Here is a 21,828-nt window from a genome sequence, read left to right as displayed (position 1 = left end):
ATGAACAAAAGAATTCTGATTATTGAGGACGAGGAACAGATCGCCCTCCTGTTAAAAGATTATCTGTCACAGGCAGGTTTTGAAGCTCATATGCATGGTACAGGCAAGGGAGCTCTAGAGACCGTCGAAAAGATTTCCCCTGATGCTGTGATACTTGATATCATGCTTCCGGAAGTGGATGGTCTCGATATATGCCGTGGTATAAGGAAAAAATCAGCTTTGCCGATAATTATGCTCACTGCAAAGGTTGAAGAGATAGACAGGCTTATCGGGCTGGAGCTTGGTGCTGATGACTACATATGTAAACCTTTCAGCCCCAGAGAAGTTGTTGCGAGACTGAAAGCTGTTCTGCGCCGGACAAGTCCAGAAAAACCTGTTCAGTCGATCAGCATCGGCAGCCTTACAATTTACCCTGAACTGTATAAAGTATCTGCTGGCGGAGAGGACATTGTTCTGACCAGAAGCGAATTTATGCTTCTTCTTACTATGGCGAAACATCCGGGAGTTGTTTATTCCCGTTCTGACCTTATTTCCAGTGTGCACGGGTACGAGTTTGAAGGTTATGAGCGTACAGTGGACAGTCATATAAAAAACCTTCGCAAAAAGCTTTCAGAATTCGTTAATGACAACATTATCCATACGATATATGGGGTAGGGTATAAAATAGAAGTTTAGAAACCGGTTGAAATTACTGTTTCATAAGGTATTATAACTATTAATACTACAAAAGGATTACCTTATGGGAATTATTATACGCAAGGCGGGCAAGCAGGATATCCCGTCACTCATAGTGCTGATGGACTACCTGCTCGGTCTCGAAGGTGACTTTCCTAATATGCCTGAACGGCAGCGGAAAGGTTTTGAAATGATTCTGGATAGTGAATCGTCAGAAGTTTTTGTTGCAGAGAAAGGGGAAAAGATCGTGGGGATGTGCAGTCTGCACAAGTTTATATCCACTGTTCAGGGCAGTTATGCTGGGGTTTTGGAAGATGTTGTTGTGGATGAGGATTTTGCAGGCATGGGCATTGGCGGAATGCTGATTACTCATATTGAGAAATATGCTAAAGCGCAGGGTATAACAAGGCTCCAGCTTATGGTCGACCAGAATAATGATTCTGCTATAGCTCTTTATAAAAAGTATCACTGGTCACAGACTAAGTATATTGGTTTCAGAAAGTATCTTTAGTTTTAAGCACACTGACTTTGTGTTTAATGTTATTATTACTACGCTGACCCACTTGTCACGGAACCGTGCATTACCCGCACCACATCATAGCCAGACATATTGAGACTCTGATGAATTGATAATTGAAAATCTGTTTGTCAGGAGCTGGACACCTTCATCAAGACCAGCCCTGAAATAATCAAGATCGCAGCAATAATTCTCGCTGTATTAACCGGCTCAGCCAGAAAGAAAATCCCGATAAGGAAAGCCCCAACTGCTCCTATTCCTGTCCAGATCGTGTAGGCAGTTCCTAGGGGGATAGTTCGCATGGCGAGGGATAACAGCCAGAAGCTGACAAGCATTGCAAAAATAGTGATGAGTGACGGTATAAACCGGCTGAAGCCGTTTGACTGCTTCATTGAGTAAGCCCATATAATTTCAAAGAGACCAGCGGTGAAGAGATAAGCCCAAGGCATTGATTCCTCCTGAATCCAGTGCCAGGTCGTCCTGGTAGTTATGCCCGAAGTGGGGGAGGTCGTCCTCCTTTAGAGTGTATCAAGTTGATCTGCGGACAGCAGTTTAAGCGTGCTTTCCGTTGCGAAACAGATATGCAGCGGTTGTCCGGTCTTTTAAGCTTCCGAAGGAGATAATTCTCCAATGAGCTTGTCAATCACATCAGCGACACTCAGGCTGTCTGCGCCTTCTTTTATAAATTCACGAACTTTCTTAAGAGTGTCTCCGGCTGTGATGAGTGTTTGTTCGACATAGCCGTTTTTATAAACCTCGGGGAGTCCTATGTTTGCCACCAGTGCATTACAAAGGCATTTGCGCCCTTCAGTATCTGCTTCCTCTCCGCCTTTTTTGATGTATGCCTTAATGGGTTCTGCCGGACAGCGGTACCCGAGAGTTCCGTCTTCTTTTTTATACACATGACGAAGGTAGCCCAGATTACATATGCGTGGACGTTTAAGGTAAGTTTCGAGCATGGCGAGTGTTCCTTCGAGGTTAACGACTTTGAAAGGGAAACCTGTAGGAGAAGCCTTCGGGTCTGTAAAAACGTCAGGCATTTTTTCCAGAATAGCTTTCTTAATACTTTCGACAAAACCGGATTCTTTACAGAATGCGAAAAGTGTTCCGATCTGAATCCCCTGTGCGCCTTCTGCGATAGCTTCTTTAAGTCTGCAAGCCTCACCCCATGAACCCGCAAGCCAGAAAGGAACATTAAGGGCTCTTATCTTTTCGATATCGACTTCGTCCTTTTGACCATAGATAGGCTCACCGTTATCGTCCAGGTTTATGCCGCCTCTTGGTGGTGCGTTATGCCCGCCTGCGGTGTTATGTTCTATTACAAGCCCGTCAACAGCGGGTTTAGTTTTCTTTACAAGGGTAGTTGCGAGAATATTAGAGGATACGATAGCGTAAAATTTGGGTCTTCTGATCTCTTTCAGCATATCACCCATGATCTCTTTAGGGCTGAAGGTCATTGTGTACTCTTCACCTTTAGCCGCACCTTCAACGTTGATGCGTATACTGGCATCTTTAGCTTTGCTGAAAGCGTCTATTACAGAGGGTATTTCTCTGGGGATGCCTGCTCCCATGATGATATAGTCCACGCCGCCCAGCATAGCACCATATATGGATGCGAGATTAGGGAGTGTAACTTTTTCCATAAGATTTATGCCTACGGGGTTACTGTGCCCTTCTTTTGCGAGGAATACCTCTACAAAGTTTGCGGCAACTGTCAGTTCAAGAAGTTCTTTTGGAGGATTTAAGGTAAACATTGGGATAGGTTTAAAAGATGCATCTTCAGCTTTACCGCCTTCGATAAAGAATTCGTTAATAATTCTTTCTGCAACAGATTTAAGGGGAAATGCTGCAAGAGCACGGCGCATATTGCCGTCTTTATCTCCTGCCTGAAGTCGTCTGGCAAGTATAACGTCCATTGCTGTTCCGGACACAACGCCTATCTGTCCGCACTCACCTACTGCTTTTGCCAGTTCCCAGTTGGATACCGCAGCACCCATGCCGCCAGTAAGAATTCTGTATTCCTTCATCTTCATCCTCGCCAAAATTTATATGAATTTTTAGTAGCTTATAATATCAATCATGCCTGTGCAAGAAAGTATTTTAACTTTATAACAAAAAAAACAGTTAATTAACAGAATTGTTTTAGCTGTCTTCTTTTATTTTGCTAATGTCTCTTATTTAACAACTATTTCTGCTGACTTGACTTCTCGCCTGTGTTCCTTTAGAATAATTCATACATAAAATATATCTAGTGATGTTATTCATATTGCCATATTTTAAATTTAAATCAATACAAACGGGGAATTAATGAGTACGAAAGAGAAGATACGGGTTGAGAATCTTTATAAGATTTTTGGCCCGAAGCCTGAAAAGGCAAAGGAGCTTCTTAATAAGGGGCTGACGAAGGAAGAGATTTTAGAGAAAACAGGCATGACAATTGGCGTACAGGATGCGAGTTTTACCGTTAATGAAGGGGAGATTTTTGTTATTATGGGGCTTTCCGGATCGGGTAAGTCCACTATGGTCAGGATGTTGAACAGGCTGATAGAACCGACATTTGGACATGTTTATGTGGATGGTGATGATGTCGCTTCCATGAGCAAGGATCAGCTCCTTAATATCAGGCGCAAAGATCTTTCGATGGTGTTCCAGTCTTTTGCTCTTATGCCGCACATGACAGTGCTTGAAAATACTGCCTTAGGGCTGGAGCTTTCAGGCGCAGACAAAAAGGTGCGTGAAGTTGAAGCGCATAAAGCTTTGGAGCAGGTGGGGCTTGAAGCATGGGCGGACAGTATGCCGAATGAGCTTTCCGGGGGGATGAAACAACGTGTGGGGCTTGCCAGAGCTCTTGCCGTGAATCCCAGCATAATGCTTATGGATGAGGCGTTCAGTGCCCTTGACCCCCTTATCAGGTCGGAAATGCAGGACGAGCTGATCAAGCTTCAGTCCAGAAGTGCAAGGACAATTGTCTTTATATCCCACGACCTTGACGAAGCAATGAGGATAGGGGACAGGATAGCCATTATGGAAGGCGGGCGTGTGGTTCAGGTGGGGACACCGGAAGAGATACTTCAAAACCCTGCTGATGACTATGTCAAAGCTTTCTTCAGAGGCGTTGACCCTACAAACATTCTTTCCGCAGGCGATATCGCCAGAAAAACACAAGTTACTATAATTAAAAACCCGGGAGACGGTCCGAGAACTGCCCTGCAAAGACTTACCAGTCAGGACAGAGACTATGGATATGTCCTTAATAAAAATAATAAATTTGCCGGAGTTGTTTCAGTGGAACGTCTTCAGGATCTTGTAGATGCAGAGGATAAGAACATAGAGAAGGCTTTTCTTGAAGATGCGAAAGCTGTTTACGCCGGAGACTCTCTTCAGGATATCCTGCCTCTGGTTGCGGCAAATCCCTGGCCTGTTCCTGTTCTGAATGAAGAGGATGAATATATAGGTGTTATCTCTAAAAACACATTTCTTAAAACACTGCACAGAACAGGGGAGGAAGCATGAGTTTTTTCGATTTTGACGAACGTATTATACCCCTCGATCAGTGGGTTCAGAGCGGAGTTGATTTTCTTGTTGAGAACTACAGAGAAGTTTTTCAGCTTATAAAATATCCGGTAGAGAAATCGCTGGACAGTATCTCGTGGGTGCTCACAAGTATGCATCCTCTTGTGCTTATAGCTATTCTTGCTTTCCTTGCTTTTCGCTATGCGGGTAAGAGAGTTACAATCTTTACCATAGCAACGATGTTTCTCATCGGGATGCTTGGGTTATGGGAAGAGGCGATGATTACGCTTGCCATGGTCATATGCTCGGTGCTTTTCTGCGCTATTGTCGGCATACCTCTGGGGATATTGTCAGGCAGAAGCAACAGGTTTGAGTCTTGCATAAGACCATTTCTGGACGCTATGCAGACCACACCTGCCTTTGTTTACCTTGTGCCGGTTGTGATGCTGTTCAGTATTGGTACAGTCTCCGGTGTTCTCGCCACTATTGTTTTTGCTATGCCTCCTATTATCAGGCTGACAGGGCTTGGTATAAGACAGGTGCATCCTGAGCTTGTGGAAGCTGCCGTATCGTTTGGTGCGACACCTATGCAGGTTCTGCGTAAAGTGCAGATACCACTTGCCATGCCTTCTATAATGGCAGGACTTAATCAGACTATCATGATGTCGCTTTCTATGGTTGTTATAGCGGCTCTGATCGGCGCAGGCGGTCTTGGTACACCTGTTTTCCAGGGGCTGAATACACTTGATATCGGACTTGCTACCATCGGTGGGCTCGGCATTGTGCTGCTCGCTATGGTATTAGACAGAATTACTCAGGGGATGGGTAAAAAATAGATGATTATTATCTACGGAGGAAAATATGAAATTTAGAATTATGATGCTGGCTGTAGCATTTGCTGCAATATCAGTTTTTACAGCTTTTGCTGACAACATGAAGCCGGGGAAAGGGGTTACTGTAAGACCTGCCCGTGCTACATGGGACACAGGCTATTTTCAGGAAGCCATTGTAAGCGCCGGGCTTAAAGAACTTGGATACAAGGTGAAAAAACCTAAGGAACTCACTAATCCGTTGTTTTACCAGTCTGTTGTGCTTGGCGATCTAGATTACTGGACTAATGGATGGTTCCCTATGCATAATGACCAGCTTCCGAAGAATTTCGAAAAGAAAGCTGAAAGAATAGGTTATGTTGCAAAAGCCGGCGGGCTTCAGGGGTATCTGATAAGCAAAGACTATGCAGAAAAATATAATATCAAATCCCTCGATGATTTCAGAAGAGATGACGTTAGAAAGGCTTTTGACTCTGACGGAGACGGCAAAGCTGACCTCATCGCATGTCCTCCGGGATGGGGATGTGAAAAGATTATCTCTCACCAGATGGATGCCTATGGTCTGAAGGATTACATCAATCCTATCAAAGCTTCTTACTCTGCCAGCATGGCTGAAGGGATAGCTAAGTTCAAAAATGGCGAGCCGGTATTCTTTTACACATGGGCACCTAACTGGACAATTTTTAAACTGAAACCAGGGGAAGACGTTGTCTGGATAAATGTTCCGGAAATTAACCCTACAGAAGCTCAGAAGGGATATGTGGACAGAATGACCGGGACTGGCATCAAAGGTGCTGTAAGCGATCCTATTAAACTCGGTTTTGTTGTCACAGATATAAGGGTTGTCGCTAATAAGAAGTTTCTTAAAGAAAATCCTGCTGCTGCAACATTTCTGAGAGAATTCCATCTTGACCTGGAAGACATTAATGCTCAGAACGCCCGTATGAACGAAGGCGAGAAATCAGCAAAAGATATTGCAAAACATGCTCAGGAGTGGATTGCGAAACATCCGGAAAAGTGGAACAAGTGGCTTTCTGATGCAAGGGCTGCCGCTAAATAGATATTAAATAGATTATAATACTGAGGCGGGGTTTAAAACTCCGCCTTTTTTATGCGGTCGAGGACAGAATACCACGCATTTATGCGTAGATGAATGAGCTAATCACAGCTTTAGAGCTTATAAGTCATTGCGGGGAATGTAATTACGAAGCAATAGAACCACGGGGTTACACGTGGGAATCTATGTATTGCTGATATACTCCGCCGTACCTTTCAGAATCATACCAACACAGATTGCGCTCGTGAAAAATATTGGTTCTTATGAATAAAGCAATGCTTTTTTAAGGGGACGGCTTAAAGGCAATGCAGAATGAAAATTTTTGGTGTGCATCACGCTTTTAATTAATTATACTAAAGTATCAAATGGGGTGGTTTATGCAGGTTAATCTTGATGACGGCACTAATATAAATGTAGAAAAGACAGAAGCAGGGGATGAGTTTGTTCTTTGTGTTGACGACAGAACCAGAATGTATTTTTCCAGATCGGAGCTTAAATTTATTCAGGCACTGATTGATTCTGCTCTGAAAGAAGATGAGGTTATGAGCAGGGAAAGCCTGCAGGACAGCCTTATAAATGCCGTTGAAACACAGAAACCGCAGCTTCAGCTCATTCTCAGAAATATGAAAACTGAAGATATGGCGTATGCTGTATGGTATATTGCAGACAAGAAGTTCACAGAAGCAGTTCTTGGTAATATCTCCAGACGTTCCAGCGAGGATGTACAGGAGATAGTCAGGGAGAGTATTGAAAGACGAATCAGGAAAGAACGTGCAGAAGGGAACAGGGACATTGAAAATGTTTTGAAAGAGCAGGGGAGACATGCCGCTGCCGGAATGCTGCGGAAAATATTAAGCGCATAGTGCTATGATTTTACAGCATATATCAGCTCATTGACTTCGTCTTCGCTGAACCCCTCCTCTCTGAGGAATATTTCGAAATTTTTTATAATTGTAAAGCATTTAACTTTATCGTTTTTGTCTTTGTAGTATAGGTACGCGAGCCTCACCATTTCTGTTTCGTGGATGAAGATATCATGCCATTGATCAAGGTAAGGCTCAAGAGGTATGATATCCGGCAGATAAGAGTTCATCTTGTATATCAGCGTCATCATGTCTATCATCGCTGCGTCAGTGTACTGTCTTTTTGCATCTACTTTTTCTATGTCGTTTATAAATGAAAAGTATCTTTCGCTATAGGTGTCTTTAATAGTTAAAAGACAGAGCAGGCATTTCGTAAACTCTTTATTCTCAAAAGATATTCTTGCTTCACCGACTTTATTGATAAAATCATCTGCATTACATTTAACGTGCGACATCCTGACTATTCCGTTGTTGATGGTGATATAGTCTTTCGGGTTTATGCCGGGGAAATTATTAGATAAAAGCTTTCTGAATCTGGACATAAGGTTGTCAAAGCTTTTCCGTGCATGTTCTTTGCCACTTGACGGCCAGATATATGATTGGATAACTTCTTGATGTGCTGTATAGTTTTTGGAAGAAAGAATAATTGCTATCATTGTTCTGAAATTGCCTGAAAGCTGTTCAGGGGAAAGTGCTGTTTCGCCTATTCTTATCTCTATTTCACCGAAGGCATTTATCTGCATTACAGGGATCATCTCGCTGCTGCCTGTAAAGCTTATGTTGAACTGCTGGAAAGCAATGTTGTCAGCATATTCAGCCGAATTATCATTTTCGTGAGCGTACTTAAGCATATTCTGACAAATATCAGGCATTGACCATTTAAGTTTTTTCTGTCTGGTTTTCATCATAAAACGTACAGCCGAGACTGCGTATTCTGCTGCATTTCTTCTGTCACTGATAGTATCATAAAGGTATGACATATATGCACAGGATGAAGCGTTTATCCTTTCGTTAGAAAATTCCTGTGCAAGTTCAAGGGCCTTTGTCAGCCGCATTTCAGCTTCTTTAAAATTACCCAGAAGAGTGTAAATCGCTCCGGCATAGAAATAAAATTCGCTGACCGTATATTCGTTCATCTCAGCATCAATAGCTACTTTAAGAGCTTTTTCTGCCAGTATTCTTGATGTTTCATCAAATTTCGTTGCAAGTCCGAGTGCTATATGGCTGGTCATTGCTGCACGAATATGCGCCGGAAGGTTATTAAGTTCATGCATACTGTATTTTTCCATATGTCTCTGAAGCTTTTCGATGTCTCCGGAGTGTGCAAAGTTATCAGTTTCATAAATATCCAGCAGAGCCTTATAGAGCATACTTAGCTCCATATGAACAGACATTGTTCTCTGAGCATACTGCCCTATGTATTCAGATATTTTTGTTTCTCCCTGGATATTATAAAACCTGTGCAGTTTCATTATAAAAGTCAGGAGAGAAAATGGATCTTTTTTTATTGTATGCAGCTCTGCAAAAAGAAGATCTGTGAATCTCTCACAAAGCTGCATAGAGCCCATTAGTTCGTTGAAGAGGGCATATACATAATATATTTCTATTTTCTGTCGGAACATACGTTCCTTTTCCACCAGCGGTAGGACTTTATTTATAAACTCTTTTATAATCTTCTGGGGGTAGTAGTTCATTCCGCCGAAAGCGAGGGATGTGTATATGGATACTATTTTAACAGGTGAGAGATTCTCTTCTTCGGCTGTAAGACAATCTTGTATAAGCTGTTTGTACTTAAGTCCGTTTATGCTTGTTCCGCGCAGAAAGAAGTGAAAGTTTACCAGACCGGTGTAGCTGAGAAGTATTCCCGTTTTGTCGTTACAATCGATGAATTTTTGTAAGGTAATGCAGAACATCCTGCAAGCCTGCTCCGGCATAATATTAATAGAAGTGTACGCATAAGCCAAAGCTGTCCACATAGTGCTGCGCAGTATTTTGCCAGGAACATCTGAAAGGATTCCGTTATATCCTCTGTTGTTATCAGAGCGTAGTATTTCATCAATATTGTCTTTCATGACAGACTCAAGGCGGGAGTATGCCTGAGCTCTTATAAGGTATTTTATTGCCAGTGTCAGGCTGCCCTTGTTTAGCTCATAAGAGGCCGCGGCGTTAAGGAAGGCTGCGGCGTTAATTTTCTGAAATGTTTCTTTAGACGTAGCAATAAGCCAGCTTCTGTAGATGTTATGCAGGATAAAAGTGACTTTTTTCTTCTTTTGTATGAAGTTGTTGCTGTCAAGGGCGTTAATCAGAAAACTCGCCAGCTCTGTCCCTCCTGAAAACTTAACGGAAAATTCGAGTGGGATCTCTTCAAGCAGAGAGAGGGCAGCGAAGGAGCTGTACAGCTTAATATCTTCCGGACGCAGAGCGTTAATTTCAAAAAATTTATCAAGCTGTCCTGCAATTATTGATGAATCCGGGATTTTGCCCCGTGTTCTGAAATATTTAAGTCCTGTTACTATTCCGTGCGCCCACCCTTCAGATATAGCGTATATCCTGTCTATCCCTGAAAGGTCTATGATGTGCTCCAGTTGTGCCAGAGCTAGCTTGTGGAATTCCTCTTTTGTGAAATAAAAAAAGCTGTTATCGAAAATGATTATTTGCTTTTCAAGTCTGTTTGCAAGTGTTGAGTCTGTACAGGTTCTCCGGGAGCAGATTATGAAGTGCAGGGTTGATGACGCGGCAAGCAGAGCGGTTTTAACAGCTTTGCACCCCAGTCCGATAGTCGGCAGAAGCTCTGTGTTGTCGAGTACGATCACTGTTTTTCTTCGTGTGTATCTCTTCAGTGATTTCATAATTGCTTTTATATAAGTTTCGTATTTCAGTTTATCGTGATTTCCTGTCGGTGTTTCCATCTCTGCACAGGAATAGTTCGGAAAGCATTTTTTTATCGCATTATAAAGTGACCAGCAGAAAGACAACGGGTCTTTGTCGCTGTCTGTTATGTCGTGCCAGATACTGTTTGCATAATTAGTTTCTGCCACTTGTCTGGCGAGAATGGATTTCCCCGCACCAGGCACAGCGCTGAACATGAAAATGTTATGGAAATTGCTCATAGAGGCGAGCTCAGATATCTTGCTGTCTCTTTTGATAATAAAACTGTTGTCGTAAAGTGTATTGGTGTCAGTAAATTTGTCTTTCATACTTTGATTATATGTCAGAAAATAGTATGATTACAAATGGTATTGTATGTGGAGAAAAGACGAACATTGTTTTATCGATGTTCAAAATACGCTGAATAATGTTTCTATGAATTAAAATATTCGGATGTCCATCAAAGAATTATTCTCAAGAAAGTGCTTGATTTGAGATATTTTTAAGATATCTTTGTTATTATACATGTGAAGGATGCAGGCGGTCCTCAACATGCGGCGAAAGCCGTCCTGCCTGTATTCACAAGTAAATTTTCTATCTTGTTTCCTGATGAAGCCTCCTGACTACACCCCAGTCAGGGGGCTCTTTCTACATATAAATAATGATACTATTGCTATTTTGAGGTTATTTTGAAGATACTCATATTGTCCGCATATAACGCTGTTAGTCACCAGCATTTAAATAAAGGGCTGATTCAAAATTTCAGTGAAGTTGATTTCAGTTTGCTTACCCTTCCACCAAGATATTTTGCGTGGCGTTCCCGCGGGAACAGTCTGAGTTTTGCATACGAAAACAGAGACGTTCTGACAGCAGGGTATGATCTCATATTTGCGACCTCAATGACTGATATGACAGCTCTACGAGGACTGGTGCCTGAGATCGCCAACACTCCTCTGATAGTTTATTTCCATGAAAATCAGTTCGACTACCCTGAAAACAGATCGTCTCACAACAACATAGAAGCCAAACTTGTTTCAATCTACAATGCTCTTGCTGCGGATCACGTTGTTTTTAACACAGATTATAATAGACAGACTTTTCTGCATGGGGCAAGAAAACTGCTTAGAAAAATGCCTGACCACGTTCCCTCGGGGCTGACAGAAATTATTAAAAACAAGAGCAGAGTGCTGAGTGTTCCTATAAATCCGCTCAGAAAATACCAATACCGACACGACAAACCGTCCATATTGTGGAACCACAGGTGGGAATACGATAAAGCACCGGAAAGGTTTTATATGGCTCTTTGTAAGTTACGTGAAATGACAGGAGATTTTAGGTTGAATCTCGCTGGTCAGTTTTTCAGAGATGTTCCCGAAAGTTTTATTGCGATAAAGGAAGAATTTAAAGAGCATACAGATCACTGCGGTTATCTTGAAACCAGAGAGGAATACGAAAATGTAATGTCTGAAAGCAGTGTTGTGGTTTCAACCTCTCTCCACGACTTTCAGGGATTGTCTGTTATGGAGGCTGCCGATGCCGGATGTACGCCTGTTCTGCCTGACAGGGTTTCATATCCGGAGCTTTTTCCTGCCGGTTGTCTTTATGCTGCATCGGAAGATACAGATAAGGAAGCAGAAAATTGCGCAGAAAAACTTTACGAAGCTCTTCATAAGGCTCAGAAGTGTGACATGTCGCCTTACTACTGGGGAAATATGAGAGACAGATACCGTCAGCTTTTTGAGAGTGCTGTATAGCGTAGTAAATAAAAAGCCTCCGGTGTTTATTCCCGAAGGCCTTTCATTTTTTGGTCAGGAGGTTATGTTACTTCGCTTTGTGGCAAAACCACCAGTCGTAACATTCTATCTCGCCTTTTGCGGCGGATTCAAGCCTCTTGGCTTTTGTTTGCTCATCCGGTGCCGGTGGGATAATAACTCTGTCAGACAGAATTTTATTATTCGGCCAGTTAGCAGGAGTAGCAACTCCGTCATTATCAGTTTTCTGAAGCGCTTTTACTGCTCTGAGCACTTCGTCTATGTTTCTGCCTATCTCCTGAGGGTAGTAAAGGACTATGCGTATTACGCCTTTGTCGTCCACTATGAAAACGGCACGGACAGTATTTGTCCCTTTGCCGCTGTGTATCATACCGAGTTGATTTGCTACACGTCCGAGCTCATCTGCAATAACAGGGAACTCGATTTTTACGTTCAGTTTCTCTTCGATCCAGTCTACCCATTTGATGTGAGAGAAGACCTGGTCAACAGAAGCTCCGATCAGCTCACAGTTAACAGCTTTGAAATCTGCGGCTCTGTTCTGAAATTCGATAAATTCTGTAGTACAGACAGGTGTGAAGTCACCTGGGTGGCTGAAAAGCACGAACCATTTACCTGCATAATCGCCAGGGAGTTGTTTCATCCCGTGTGTAGTCTTTACTTCCATCTCAGGGAATTTTTCTCCGAGGGTAGGCATCTGAAATTCACTCATGTTTTATATCTCCTTTTAATATTCAAGATTCAATATGTAATAATAATTATCATCTAATGTATCGCTTGTCAATAAATTTTATCAATAAAAATATTTTTTCATTTATGCCGTATTTTTTTGAATACTGTATTGAATTTATGCGTGGATGTATGAGCGGATCACAGCTTTAGAGCTTATAAGTCATTGCAGGGAACGTAATGACGAAGCAATCTCAGGATTAACTAATGAGTCCAGAGACTGCCACAGCCCTGTGGGCTTCGCAGTGACGTATTTTGCATATGCTCTAGCTGTGACAACTAAGTTGTAACTTCGTGTGTTAAGCACGTACGAAGCAATAGAACTATGGGTTTAACCGTGGGAATCTATATTTAAAGGGCTTTTAGACGAGAAGTAAGTTGACTGTGTGACAGTAGAAAAAAGAGGGCGGCACAATGGTACCGCCTTTAAGCTTTAATCTGTAAGATCCTCCAGAACTCTCAGTATCTCCGGGAGAAGCTGTTTTTTACGTGAGAGGACGCCCGGGAGATAAAAATGTCTCTCCCCTGATTGTTTATAGCTGAGCAGTTTCTCTGCGGGTTCATAACCGCTGGTCAGCAGGACTGATTCTTCCTTTATTATATCAGTGACCAGCAGCATGCTCCATGTAAGCCCCTTCTCGTTTTTGATAACCGAAAGACCTTCCAGAAGGTTATCCTTCACGCCGTCCAGCTCTTCAATATTAACGACCTCAACCTGACCTATTCCGAACTGTTTTCCGTATTCGGAGAAAGCTTTAAAGTCTGCATTGATAATATCTCTCACATTTCTTGCTTTGAGGCTGTCAGTTGCAGAGAACATCTCTACGCCGTGTTTTTCAAAATTCAGTCCGGAAATCTCCTCAAGCTCTTTTACGGCGTCAATGTCCTGATCTGTCGTTGTCGGTGATTTTAATATTACAGTATCTGACAATATCCCGGACAGTAGTATTGTTGCAGTATCTTTGTCCGGTTCATGTCCGTTTATTTTATAAAGCTGATAGACGAGTGTGCAGGTACTTCCTACTGGTTTTGCGTAAAAGTGCACAGGTGTTTTGGTTTTTATTGTTCCGAGCCTGTGGTGGTCAACGATCTCGGTTATCTTTGCTGTTTCTGCTCCGTCCACAGCCTGCGACATTTCATTATGATCCATAAGGATGAGCTCACGCTGCACCTTTTTAATGATATCTGATCTGGTCAGGATGCCTATCAGCCTCCCTTCATCCGTCACTGGAAGACCTTTATGATCGACGCTCATAAGAATGTCTCCTGCTGCGTCGAGGTAATCCCCCTCTTTTAGCTGGGGTACATCTCTGGTCATAAAGGATTTTGCAGGGATGCTGAGCTGAAGGTTACGTACAGTCTCTGCTGTGTCCAGATCTGATATATATACCCACCCCTTATAATCGGAGAAGTCTATGTCAATATCTGCTTCGTCTCTGATCCCTGTGAGAACGATTGCAGGCAGTTCATTATCAATGGCGTATTCGATTATGTCGCGTCTTTTCCCCACAACCAGTATGGACTTTTTAAAGTCGAATTTTTCCATCTGCTCTTTAAATCTTTCGAAAGGCATAGCTCCTATGAATACAGAAGCTTCAAATTCATCATACTGCCCTCTGATGTGGGTATAGCCCTTTATCGATTTTTCAAAGTTAGACCCGCGGAACAGATACACTGGTCTGCCGTCCTCGTCTTTAGGGGTAAAGTAATGTGCAAGCTCGAGAATGCTGATGACACCTTCAAGTTGTGTTCCGCCGGAAATGACAGGTGTGATCCTGATTTTCAGCTCCTCTATATTTTTGATAACACCTTTAATAGGTTCGTTTTCATCTATAGCCACAACTTTATGAGTCATAACATCTTTAACTTTGGGGTAGATATCGCTTAAAAATTTAGGCGGTGTCAGACCTGCTTTATCAAAGATGAAGCGTGTTTGTTTATTAAGGTTGCCGCATCTGGCAGAGGTGTATCGTTTGTTGTTATCTATGATATTTTTAAGATTAGCATATGCATAAGCCGAACAGACGGAGTCGCTGTCGGGATTTTTATGACCGATTATAATTACTTCAGGCATCGTTACCTCCAAAAGCGCAATATATACGAATCGGCTATAAAATGAAACTAAAAATGTCTGATTAGAACGCCGTTTCCAAAGAAAACCTATGTGTCGGACAAAGATTAAACGAAGGAATCAGATAGTGCTGGTTAGGTACTTCAGGTTTTCGTTAGTGCTGACAATCCCTTCTGCACCTATGTCGAGATAAGATGTTTTGGTTGTGCTCATTTTTGCTTCCTTTTTCATCATGGCGAGGATGTTGCTCAGCTCTTCCGCTGTGGTGTTTCGTTCACCTTCCGGTATTCTGATTATTGCTGCGCTGACTGTGAGCAGAGGGAAGCTTTTCGTGGTTCCTGCTCGGTCTTTTGCTACATATTTTCCTGATTCCTGTTCTTTAAAGTCATAAAATGATGATGCCGTATCTGTAAATATTTTTATGATTTTCCTGATGTTGCCCAGTATGTTAAGGCATGAATCGTCTGTGTCTGAACTGCATCCGGCTCCACAGAAGAAATCATCGCCGCCTATGTGTCCGATGAATGCTCTTTCGTCGTTCATATGCTCTTTCAGCAGATCGGCAAAGAGAGTTATTGCACGGTCGCCCTGCCGGAAGCCGAATCTGTCGTTGAAAGGCTTGAAGTTGTCAAAGTCAAAATAAACAAATATGTAAGATGTCGTTGTATCTTTAAATGATTTATTCAGATAGCTGTTGATGATGTTGTTTCCGGGAAGCTTTGTGAGAGGGTTCATGTCTCTGGCGTATGCTAGATTTTTTTCGTTAAGCGTGTTCAGCAGGGACTGTGCTGTCATGAAGCCGTGATACTTGAGCTCACTTGTTATTATTATCCCTTCTGCTTCCGGATTTGCGACATATATCTCAAGCATTTGCTCCAGAGGTACGGTGATTTCCACCGTTGGGCATTTTGTAATAAATTTTGCGATGGAGGGCGTGTGGCTTTTGTTGAACAAAAGGTCTTTTCCGTATGGCTTATACAGGTATTTTTTAAGATTGGACTCGCTTATAACTCCCTGAGGGATGTTGGAGTTGTCAACCACAGGTACAACAGGGTTCTCTGTGTTTTCGCTGATTTTTTCCAAAAGCTCTTCCATTGTGCCCGTGCGGTGTATGGGTGACAGCTGTATCATCTGATTATTAACCAGATGAGAATCCTGTGTGACTTTTCGTTTGTTCTTTTTGAAAAGTTCTTCAATGATTTCGTATTTACTTTCAATGAGGTTTATGTCTGTTACCGGTTTTTGGATGAAATATCCCTGAATGAGATCAACCCCCATGTCTCTGCATGTGAGAAATTCCTGTTCAGTTTCAACACCTTCGGCTATTACAGAGATACCGAAGAAGTGCGCCAGATTTGTTATGTGTGTGCAGAATTTTCTTTTTTTGACCTCTTTGTCTATGTTTGTAATAAGAAATCTGTCCAGTTTCAGATAATCCGGTTCGCTGAAGTAGAAAAGCTCAAAATTAGCAAATCCGGAGCCGAAGTCATCTATCGCTATCTGACAGCCGGATGATTTTGCATTATTAAGCAGTCTGTCTATCTTCCCTTCTGTGTGGTAGCGTTCACTTATTTCAAAACAAAACACACCAGGGTCAAGCCCGAACCCTTCCAGTATGTTTCTGCTTACCCCCGGTGAGTAGTTGCACATGTTGGTTATGCGTACGTCAAAGTTGTAAAAGAGCTTAATCTTTTTGAAGCATTCAATTTCTGAAAATTTTGCGATAGCTTTTTTGCGGAGTTCGAGGTCAAGACTCAGCAGCTCCCCATCGTCGTAAGCTGTGTCGAACACGTTAAATATGTTAGTGAAACCGGCTTTTTCGTGGCCTCGCAGTAAACACTCAACAGCGAAAAGAGAGCCGCTCAGAGGATTGACAATGGGCTGAAAAGCATGATCAAAAAAGATAAGTTTTTCCTGCCATTTTTCGGCTAAATGATTATTTTGCATCTTATTTCAATGATAGGCATTCATGTCAGGAAAATGTTATAAAATCTTAAGGTGATTATGTATTCTGTAAATTAAACAGGGCTTTCAGTTTAGAAAAACGGTAACTGAATATCTCGTCCAGTTTTTTACGTACGATTCCCCCTATAAGCATATAGCTGACAGGCTCCAGAGGAAGCATATAGTGCACTATGTCGGTCATCTCGACACCTTCTGATGTCTCTTTAAAATGATGTTGATGGTGCCACAGTTTATAAGGTCCTGCACGCTGTTCATCGACAAAATAATAAGGTTCGTTAGTATGGGTTATCTCGGTTACCCAGCCAACGGGCAGCCCGAGGAAAGGGTATATGTTGTACTGCACTATGAGTCCTCCATACATTTTATCAGGTATATCAGACAATATCTGAAAATTCAGCCAGTCCGGAGTTATTTCCGCTAGGTTTCCAGGGGAGGAGAAATAATCCCATGCTGTTGTGATGTCTGTTTTCAAGACTTGAACTTTTATGATTCTGTGAGCTTTCATATTTCACCCTTAACAATAAATATAACTTATATCGTAATGATTAAAAGACATATATTTATTTAGCAGTTATTGTAACCTCAGTTGAAAAAAAATCCTGACATAGTAGAATCAATGTATTAAGGAACAAAACGACAGGAGTAAATTAATGGATAGAACACATTTCAGAAGCCATTTTGAGTTTGGCGGGAAAACATATGCTTACTACGATCTTAAAAAAGTTCAGGCTGCCGGTATGGCAGACATTCAGAAGCTTCCATACTCTATAAGGGTGCTCCTTGAGAATATTGTGCGTAATTTTGACGGAAAGGTTGTCACCGAAGGTGATGTTAAAGAGGTTGGCGGATGGAAGAAGAGCTATGATGCCCCTTTTGAAATAGCACATCACCCTGCAAGGGTTGTTATGCAGGACTTTACTGGCGTCCCCGGTGTTGTTGACCTTGCTGCCATGCGGGATGCTCTGGCTGAAAAAGGGAAAAAAGCGTCACTCATAAATCCGGTCGTTCCGGTTGATCTTATCATAGACCACTCTGTGCAGGTCGACTACTACGGCACACCGGACTGCCTTGATAAAAACGTAGCTAAAGAATATGAAAGAAATTCTGAGCGTTACTCTCTGCTCAAGTGGGCTCAGGCAAGCTTTGACAATATGCGGATCGTCCCCCCCCGTTCGGGTATCTGCCATCAGGTTAACCTCGAATACCTCGGGCAGATAGTGCTTAAAGGCGAGGTTAACGGCGAAGAGACAGCTTTCTGCGATACACTTGTGGGGACAGACTCACACACAACAATGATAAATGCCATCGGCGTTATGGGCTGGGGGGTCGGCGGTATAGAGGCAGAGGCTGTTATGCTTGGTCAGCCTTACTATATGCCTATCCCGGAGGTCATTGGGCTTCGGCTTACGGGTGAGATAGCAGAGGGGATCACAGGGACTGATGTTGTCCTTACTATCACAGAGCTTCTCCGTAGACATAAGGTTGTCGAAAAATTTGTCGAGGTCTACGGCCCCGGACTGAAAGCTCTTTCTCTGCCGGACAGAGCGACTATATCCAACATGTCGCCTGAGTATGGTTCCACAATGGGATTCTTCCCTGTGGACGATGAGACTATAAGATATATGCGCGAAACAAACAGAGCAGAGCAGTCGCAGTTTGTTGAAAACTATACGAAGATGAATATGCTCTTTTACGATTATAACAATGAACCTGAATACACCAAAGTGGTTGAGCTTGATCTCTCTACGGTTAAACCTTGCGTCGCAGGGCCAAAGAAGCCTCAGCAGCATATCCCACTTGAGAAACTCCCTGCTGTCGCAGGTGAAGAGACTCCGGAGAAAAAATCAGTTGAGATCGAGCTTGAAGGCAAAAAGATTAAGCTAAGCGAAAATGATGTTGTTGTTGCCGCTATCACCAGCTGTACAAACACATCAAACCCATTTGTTATGATAGGTGCAGGCATGGTTGCCAAGAAAGCTGTCGAAAAAGGGCTTAAGGTGAAACCGTATGTTAAGACAAGTCTGGCGCCAGGGTCAAAGGTTGTGACAGATTACCTCGAAGCTTCCGGTGTGGACAAATACCTTAATCAGCTCGGTTTTAACCTTGCCGCTTACGGCTGCACTACATGTATAGGGAATTCCGGTCCTCTGAAAGCGCCTATTAACGACGCGGTTAAGGATAATAAAATGTCTGTTGCTGCTGTGTTGTCTGGTAACAGAAACTTTGAAGCGAGAATCCATCCGCTTATAAGACAAAACTACCTTGCATCACCTATGCTGGTGGTGGTATACGCACTTGCCGGTACTGTCGACATAGATCTTCATCTTGATCCTGTGGGTACTGATAAGAACGGCAAACCTGTTTATATGCGTGACCTGTGGCCTTCAAATGACGAAGTCTGGGCACTGGTTAAAAGATATGTTACCACTGATCAATATGAAAAACGATATTCAGAAATTCTGGAAGGTGATGAAAACTGGAAAACTCTTCCGATCGTTAAGTCTGATATTTATGAATGGATTCCTGATTCAACATATATCAGACGCCCTCCGTTTTTTGAGGATTTTTCCCTTGAGCTCACTCCGGCGCAGGACATTATAGGTGCAAAGCCTCTTGCAATGCTTGGCGACACTGTGACAACAGATCATATCTCCCCTGCCGGTGCAATACCAGCGGAATATCCTGCCGGGCAGTACCTGGAGGCTAATGGTGTGAAACCTGTTGACTTTAATTCCTACGGTTCAAGGAGGGGGAACCACGAAGTTATGATGCGTGGAACATTCGGTAATGTCCGTATCAAAAATAAACTGGCAGACCCAAAAGAGGGCGGTTTTACAAAACATATGCCTGACGGTAAAGACAGCTATATCTATGACGCTGCCATGAAGTATATAAAAGAGGGAACTCCGACTGTTGTTTTCGGTGGAAAAGAATATGGAACAGGTTCTTCCCGTGACTGGGCAGCCAAGGGAACACTCCTGCTCGGGGTGAAAGCCGTTATTGCTGAAAGCTTTGAACGCATACACAGAAGCAACCTCGCTGGTATGGGCATACTGCCGCTACAGTTTACAGGCGGAAACAGCTGGGCGGGTCTTGGACTTGACGGGACAGAAACATTTGACATCAAAGGTATCGCTGAAGTCAGCCCCAGATGCTCATTAAAGGTTACGGCTGTGAAGCCTGACGGAAGCCAGACAGAGTTTGTTGTACTTTGCAGGCTAGACACCGAGGTTGAAATAGAGTACTTCAAACACGGCGGAATACTTGCTTATGTGCTGAGAGGGATGGCAAAGTAAGATAAAAACAGATTAACGGGTGGGCAGAATCTCTGTTCACCCTTTTTTTATGGGTGGATGCACGAGCTACCACAGCTTTAGAGCTTATAAGTCATTGCGGGGAATGTAATGACGAAGCAATCTCAGGATTAACTAACGAGTTCAGAGACTGCAAAAGCTCTGTGGGCTTCGGAGTGACGTATTTTGCATATGCCCTGGCTGTGACAACGAAGCTGTAAATCCGTGTGTTAAGCACGTGCGAAGAAATAGAGCCGCGGGGTCACCTGTGGGAATCTATATTACAGCCTGCCGACGTTTCTCTTCTTAATTAAATCCTCAGAAGTGAACAGTGATATTTTACGGCATTAGGGATATTAGCGATATTCCGGTATGCATTGAAGTGCCGACTTTGTTAAATTTGACTGACATCAATTAAATCTGTGAAAATTCAGCTATATTCCATATCATACAGTAACAGATGGAGTGAAAAATGATAAACGGAAATATAACAGTTCTTGAGCTTTCAGAAAACCACCCAGAGGCGTTTAATCTTTTTGTCAGCAAAGGATTCGATAATTTTAATAAAGAGACTACACTTAAATCAGCAGGAAAGTTTCTGAAGCTTGAAACAGCTATTAAACAGAAAAACTATGATATAAAAACTTTTCTGGAGAGTTTGAACGAGATAGACAGCAACAATGATGCAAAGGTTGATATAACCCTCCGCGATTCAAAGAAAGATGGTGACATCACTGTGAAGGGGCTTCTCCCCTGTCCGGTTCGGCTGCCTCTCCTTGAAGGCATTGACGCTTTTGCAGAGAGCATCACAGAGAAAACAGGCTTGAGCGTTGCTCATGACCTTATAGCCGCTTCTGCCGGTCAGCAGTGGCTGAATGATAATGTTGTGGGCATCAGAGCTGAGGATGTGCCGGATGTATTCGTGTCCGCCGGATTCGATGTCTTTTTTGATGAACGTTCTTTTGGTAAGCACGTTCGGAACGGTATGTTTAAAGATATGACAGGCGACACTCACAGCTATTTCAGCCATATGAAAGACCCTAAAGGGAACTATGGAATGATAGGTGTTGTGCCTGCAGTATTTCTTGTAAATAAAGATGCCCTTGACGGGCGTGCAGTTCCGAAGAGCTGGGCTGATCTGCTCTCTCCTGAGTTTGAGAAGTCTGTGTCTCTCCCTGTGGGCGACTTTGACCTTTTTAACGCACTTCTGGTGCATATACATAAGATGTTCGGTGAGGAAGGGGTGGTTAAGCTTGCCGATAATATGGTTCAGTCCATGCACCCTGCTCAGATGGTGAAAAATGCCGGACGTAAGAACGAAGCGAAGCCCGCTGTTACGATAATGCCGTACTTCTTCACAAAGATGCTTTTCGGCAGTAAGTCCGCAGAGGTCGTCTGGCCTGAAGAGGGTAGTATAATAAGCCCGATCTTTATGCTGACCAGAGCAGACAGAGAGGATGTGGCAAGACCTGTGGCGGAATTCCTTTACGGAAAAGAAGTTGGCGAGATACTTAGTCACAGGGGACTCTTTCCTGCGTTGAATCCGCAAGTGGATAATAACCTCCCTGAAGGCGCAAAGTTCAACTGGGTAGGGTGGGATTACATTTATAAAACAGACATGGGCGCATTGCTTGAGAAGCTTGATAAAGTTTTCAACGATGCTCTGGGGGCATAAATA

Annotated in this window: 17 protein-coding genes; 10 read left to right on the top strand and 7 right to left on the bottom strand. The window is 42.9% G+C overall.

Annotated features, from left to right (window positions below):
• Positions 1-675, top strand: a complete 675-nt coding sequence (locus tag DACET_RS10285; RefSeq protein WP_013011309.1) for a response regulator transcription factor — start codon at positions 1-3, stop codon at positions 673-675.
• A gap of 64 nt (positions 676-739) precedes the next feature.
• Positions 740-1,186: a GNAT family N-acetyltransferase gene (locus DACET_RS10280; RefSeq protein ID WP_013011308.1), complete on the top strand. Its 447-nt coding sequence runs from the start codon at positions 740-742 to the stop codon at positions 1,184-1,186.
• A 137-nt stretch (positions 1,187-1,323) separates the two neighbouring features.
• On the opposite strand, the gene DACET_RS10275 is transcribed toward DACET_RS10280, so the two are convergent.
• Positions 1,324-1,641 (bottom strand): DMT family transporter, encoded by a 318-nt coding sequence (locus DACET_RS10275; protein WP_013011307.1) that lies wholly within the window; start codon positions 1,639-1,641, stop codon positions 1,324-1,326.
• 153 nt (positions 1,642-1,794) lie between these two features.
• Positions 1,795-3,219 carry a nitronate monooxygenase gene (locus tag DACET_RS10270; protein WP_013011306.1) on the bottom strand — a complete coding sequence of 475 codons (1,425 nt, stop codon included), beginning with the start codon at positions 3,217-3,219 and terminating at the stop codon, positions 1,795-1,797.
• 280 nt (positions 3,220-3,499) lie between these two features.
• On the opposite strand from DACET_RS10270, the gene proV reads away from it, so the two are divergent.
• The 4 genes from proV to DACET_RS10250 all read left to right on the top strand — a co-directional run bounded on the left by proV (position 3,500) and on the right by DACET_RS10250 (position 7,455).
• Entirely contained in the window at positions 3,500-4,705 is a 1,206-nt protein-coding gene (proV, locus tag DACET_RS10265) for a glycine betaine/L-proline ABC transporter ATP-binding protein ProV (protein WP_013011305.1), read from the top strand.
• Complete coding sequence (locus DACET_RS10260; protein ID WP_013011304.1) at positions 4,702-5,541, top strand: ABC transporter permease; 840 nt, start codon at positions 4,702-4,704, stop codon at positions 5,539-5,541. The genes proV and DACET_RS10260 overlap by 4 nt, the downstream gene beginning before the upstream one ends.
• A gap of 25 nt (positions 5,542-5,566) precedes the next feature.
• Positions 5,567-6,595, top strand: coding sequence for a glycine betaine/L-proline ABC transporter substrate-binding protein ProX (proX, locus tag DACET_RS10255; RefSeq protein WP_013011303.1), 1,029 nt, complete (start codon positions 5,567-5,569; stop codon positions 6,593-6,595).
• Between the two features lie 362 nt (positions 6,596-6,957).
• Complete coding sequence (locus DACET_RS10250) at positions 6,958-7,455, top strand: hypothetical protein (RefSeq protein ID WP_013011302.1); 498 nt, start codon at positions 6,958-6,960, stop codon at positions 7,453-7,455.
• A 2-nt stretch (positions 7,456-7,457) separates the two neighbouring features.
• Here DACET_RS10250 and DACET_RS10245 read toward each other — a convergent pair whose 3' ends face one another.
• The gene (locus DACET_RS10245) at positions 7,458-10,652 is read right to left on the bottom strand and encodes a tetratricopeptide repeat protein (protein WP_013011301.1); all 3,195 of its coding nucleotides are present in this window, start codon (positions 10,650-10,652) and stop codon (positions 7,458-7,460) included.
• Between the two features lie 360 nt (positions 10,653-11,012).
• On the opposite strand from DACET_RS10245, the gene DACET_RS10240 reads away from it, so the two are divergent.
• Positions 11,013-12,077: a tRNA-queuosine alpha-mannosyltransferase domain-containing protein gene (locus DACET_RS10240; protein ID WP_013011300.1), complete on the top strand. Its 1,065-nt coding sequence runs from the start codon at positions 11,013-11,015 to the stop codon at positions 12,075-12,077.
• Between the two features lie 67 nt (positions 12,078-12,144).
• On the opposite strand, the gene DACET_RS10235 is transcribed toward DACET_RS10240, so the two are convergent.
• The 4 genes from DACET_RS10235 to DACET_RS10220 all read right to left on the bottom strand — a co-directional run bounded on the left by DACET_RS10235 (position 12,145) and on the right by DACET_RS10220 (position 17,362).
• A complete protein-coding gene (locus DACET_RS10235; protein ID WP_013011299.1) occupies positions 12,145-12,804 on the bottom strand; it encodes a peroxiredoxin in 660 nt (219 codons plus the stop codon).
• A 450-nt stretch (positions 12,805-13,254) separates the two neighbouring features.
• A complete protein-coding gene (locus DACET_RS10230; RefSeq protein ID WP_013011298.1) occupies positions 13,255-14,895 on the bottom strand; it encodes a putative manganese-dependent inorganic diphosphatase in 1,641 nt (546 codons plus the stop codon).
• Positions 14,896-15,012: 117 nt separating this feature from the next.
• Positions 15,013-16,839 (bottom strand): GGDEF domain-containing protein, encoded by a 1,827-nt coding sequence (locus tag DACET_RS10225; protein ID WP_013011297.1) that lies wholly within the window; start codon positions 16,837-16,839, stop codon positions 15,013-15,015.
• Between the two features lie 55 nt (positions 16,840-16,894).
• Positions 16,895-17,362: an SRPBCC family protein gene (locus tag DACET_RS10220; RefSeq protein ID WP_013011296.1), complete on the bottom strand. Its 468-nt coding sequence runs from the start codon at positions 17,360-17,362 to the stop codon at positions 16,895-16,897.
• A gap of 145 nt (positions 17,363-17,507) precedes the next feature.
• On the opposite strand from DACET_RS10220, the gene acnA reads away from it, so the two are divergent.
• The 3 genes from acnA to DACET_RS10210 all read left to right on the top strand — a co-directional run bounded on the left by acnA (position 17,508) and on the right by DACET_RS10210 (position 21,825).
• On the top strand, positions 17,508-20,153 hold the full coding sequence (gene acnA, locus DACET_RS10215) for an aconitate hydratase AcnA (RefSeq protein ID WP_013011295.1): 2,646 nt from the start codon (positions 17,508-17,510) through the stop codon (positions 20,151-20,153).
• A 53-nt stretch (positions 20,154-20,206) separates the two neighbouring features.
• Positions 20,207-20,371: a hypothetical protein gene (locus DACET_RS16335; protein WP_169304219.1), complete on the top strand. Its 165-nt coding sequence runs from the start codon at positions 20,207-20,209 to the stop codon at positions 20,369-20,371.
• Positions 20,372-20,622: 251 nt separating this feature from the next.
• Positions 20,623-21,825, top strand: coding sequence for an ABC transporter substrate-binding protein (locus tag DACET_RS10210; protein ID WP_013011294.1), 1,203 nt, complete (start codon positions 20,623-20,625; stop codon positions 21,823-21,825).
• Positions 21,826-21,828: the final 3 nt, after the last annotated feature.

Origin of the sequence: Denitrovibrio acetiphilus DSM 12809 (assembly GCF_000025725.1) — a bacterium.
In the GTDB taxonomy this organism is placed as follows: domain Bacteria; phylum Chrysiogenota; class Deferribacteres; order Deferribacterales; family Geovibrionaceae; genus Denitrovibrio; species Denitrovibrio acetiphilus.
This window is presented reverse-complemented; position numbering and strand designations above follow the sequence as displayed.

What these genes read in the sequence shown, in the direction of transcription:
- DACET_RS10285 (WP_013011309.1), top strand. Translation starts at nt 1, where the DNA reads ATGAACAAAAGAATTCTGATTATTGAGGACGAGGAACAGATCGCCCTC.
- DACET_RS10280 (WP_013011308.1), top strand. Translation starts at nt 740, where the DNA reads ATGGGAATTATTATACGCAAGGCGGGCAAGCAGGATATCCCGTCACTC.
- DACET_RS10275 (WP_013011307.1), bottom strand. Translation starts at nt 1,641, where the DNA reads ATGCCTTGGGCTTATCTCTTCACCGCTGGTCTCTTTGAAATTATATGG.
- DACET_RS10270 (WP_013011306.1), bottom strand. Translation starts at nt 3,219, where the DNA reads ATGAAGGAATACAGAATTCTTACTGGCGGCATGGGTGCTGCGGTATCC.
- proV (WP_013011305.1), top strand. Translation starts at nt 3,500, where the DNA reads ATGAGTACGAAAGAGAAGATACGGGTTGAGAATCTTTATAAGATTTTT.
- DACET_RS10260 (WP_013011304.1), top strand. Translation starts at nt 4,702, where the DNA reads ATGAGTTTTTTCGATTTTGACGAACGTATTATACCCCTCGATCAGTGG.
- proX (WP_013011303.1), top strand. Translation starts at nt 5,567, where the DNA reads ATGAAATTTAGAATTATGATGCTGGCTGTAGCATTTGCTGCAATATCA.
- DACET_RS10250 (WP_013011302.1), top strand. Translation starts at nt 6,958, where the DNA reads ATGGGGTGGTTTATGCAGGTTAATCTTGATGACGGCACTAATATAAAT.
- DACET_RS10245 (WP_013011301.1), bottom strand. Translation starts at nt 10,652, where the DNA reads ATGAAAGACAAATTTACTGACACCAATACACTTTACGACAACAGTTTT.
- DACET_RS10235 (WP_013011299.1), bottom strand. Translation starts at nt 12,804, where the DNA reads ATGAGTGAATTTCAGATGCCTACCCTCGGAGAAAAATTCCCTGAGATG.
- DACET_RS10230 (WP_013011298.1), bottom strand. Translation starts at nt 14,895, where the DNA reads ATGCCTGAAGTAATTATAATCGGTCATAAAAATCCCGACAGCGACTCC.
- DACET_RS10225 (WP_013011297.1), bottom strand. Translation starts at nt 16,839, where the DNA reads ATGCAAAATAATCATTTAGCCGAAAAATGGCAGGAAAAACTTATCTTT.
- DACET_RS10220 (WP_013011296.1), bottom strand. Translation starts at nt 17,362, where the DNA reads ATGAAAGCTCACAGAATCATAAAAGTTCAAGTCTTGAAAACAGACATC.
- acnA (WP_013011295.1), top strand. Translation starts at nt 17,508, where the DNA reads ATGGATAGAACACATTTCAGAAGCCATTTTGAGTTTGGCGGGAAAACA.
- DACET_RS10210 (WP_013011294.1), top strand. Translation starts at nt 20,623, where the DNA reads ATGATAAACGGAAATATAACAGTTCTTGAGCTTTCAGAAAACCACCCA.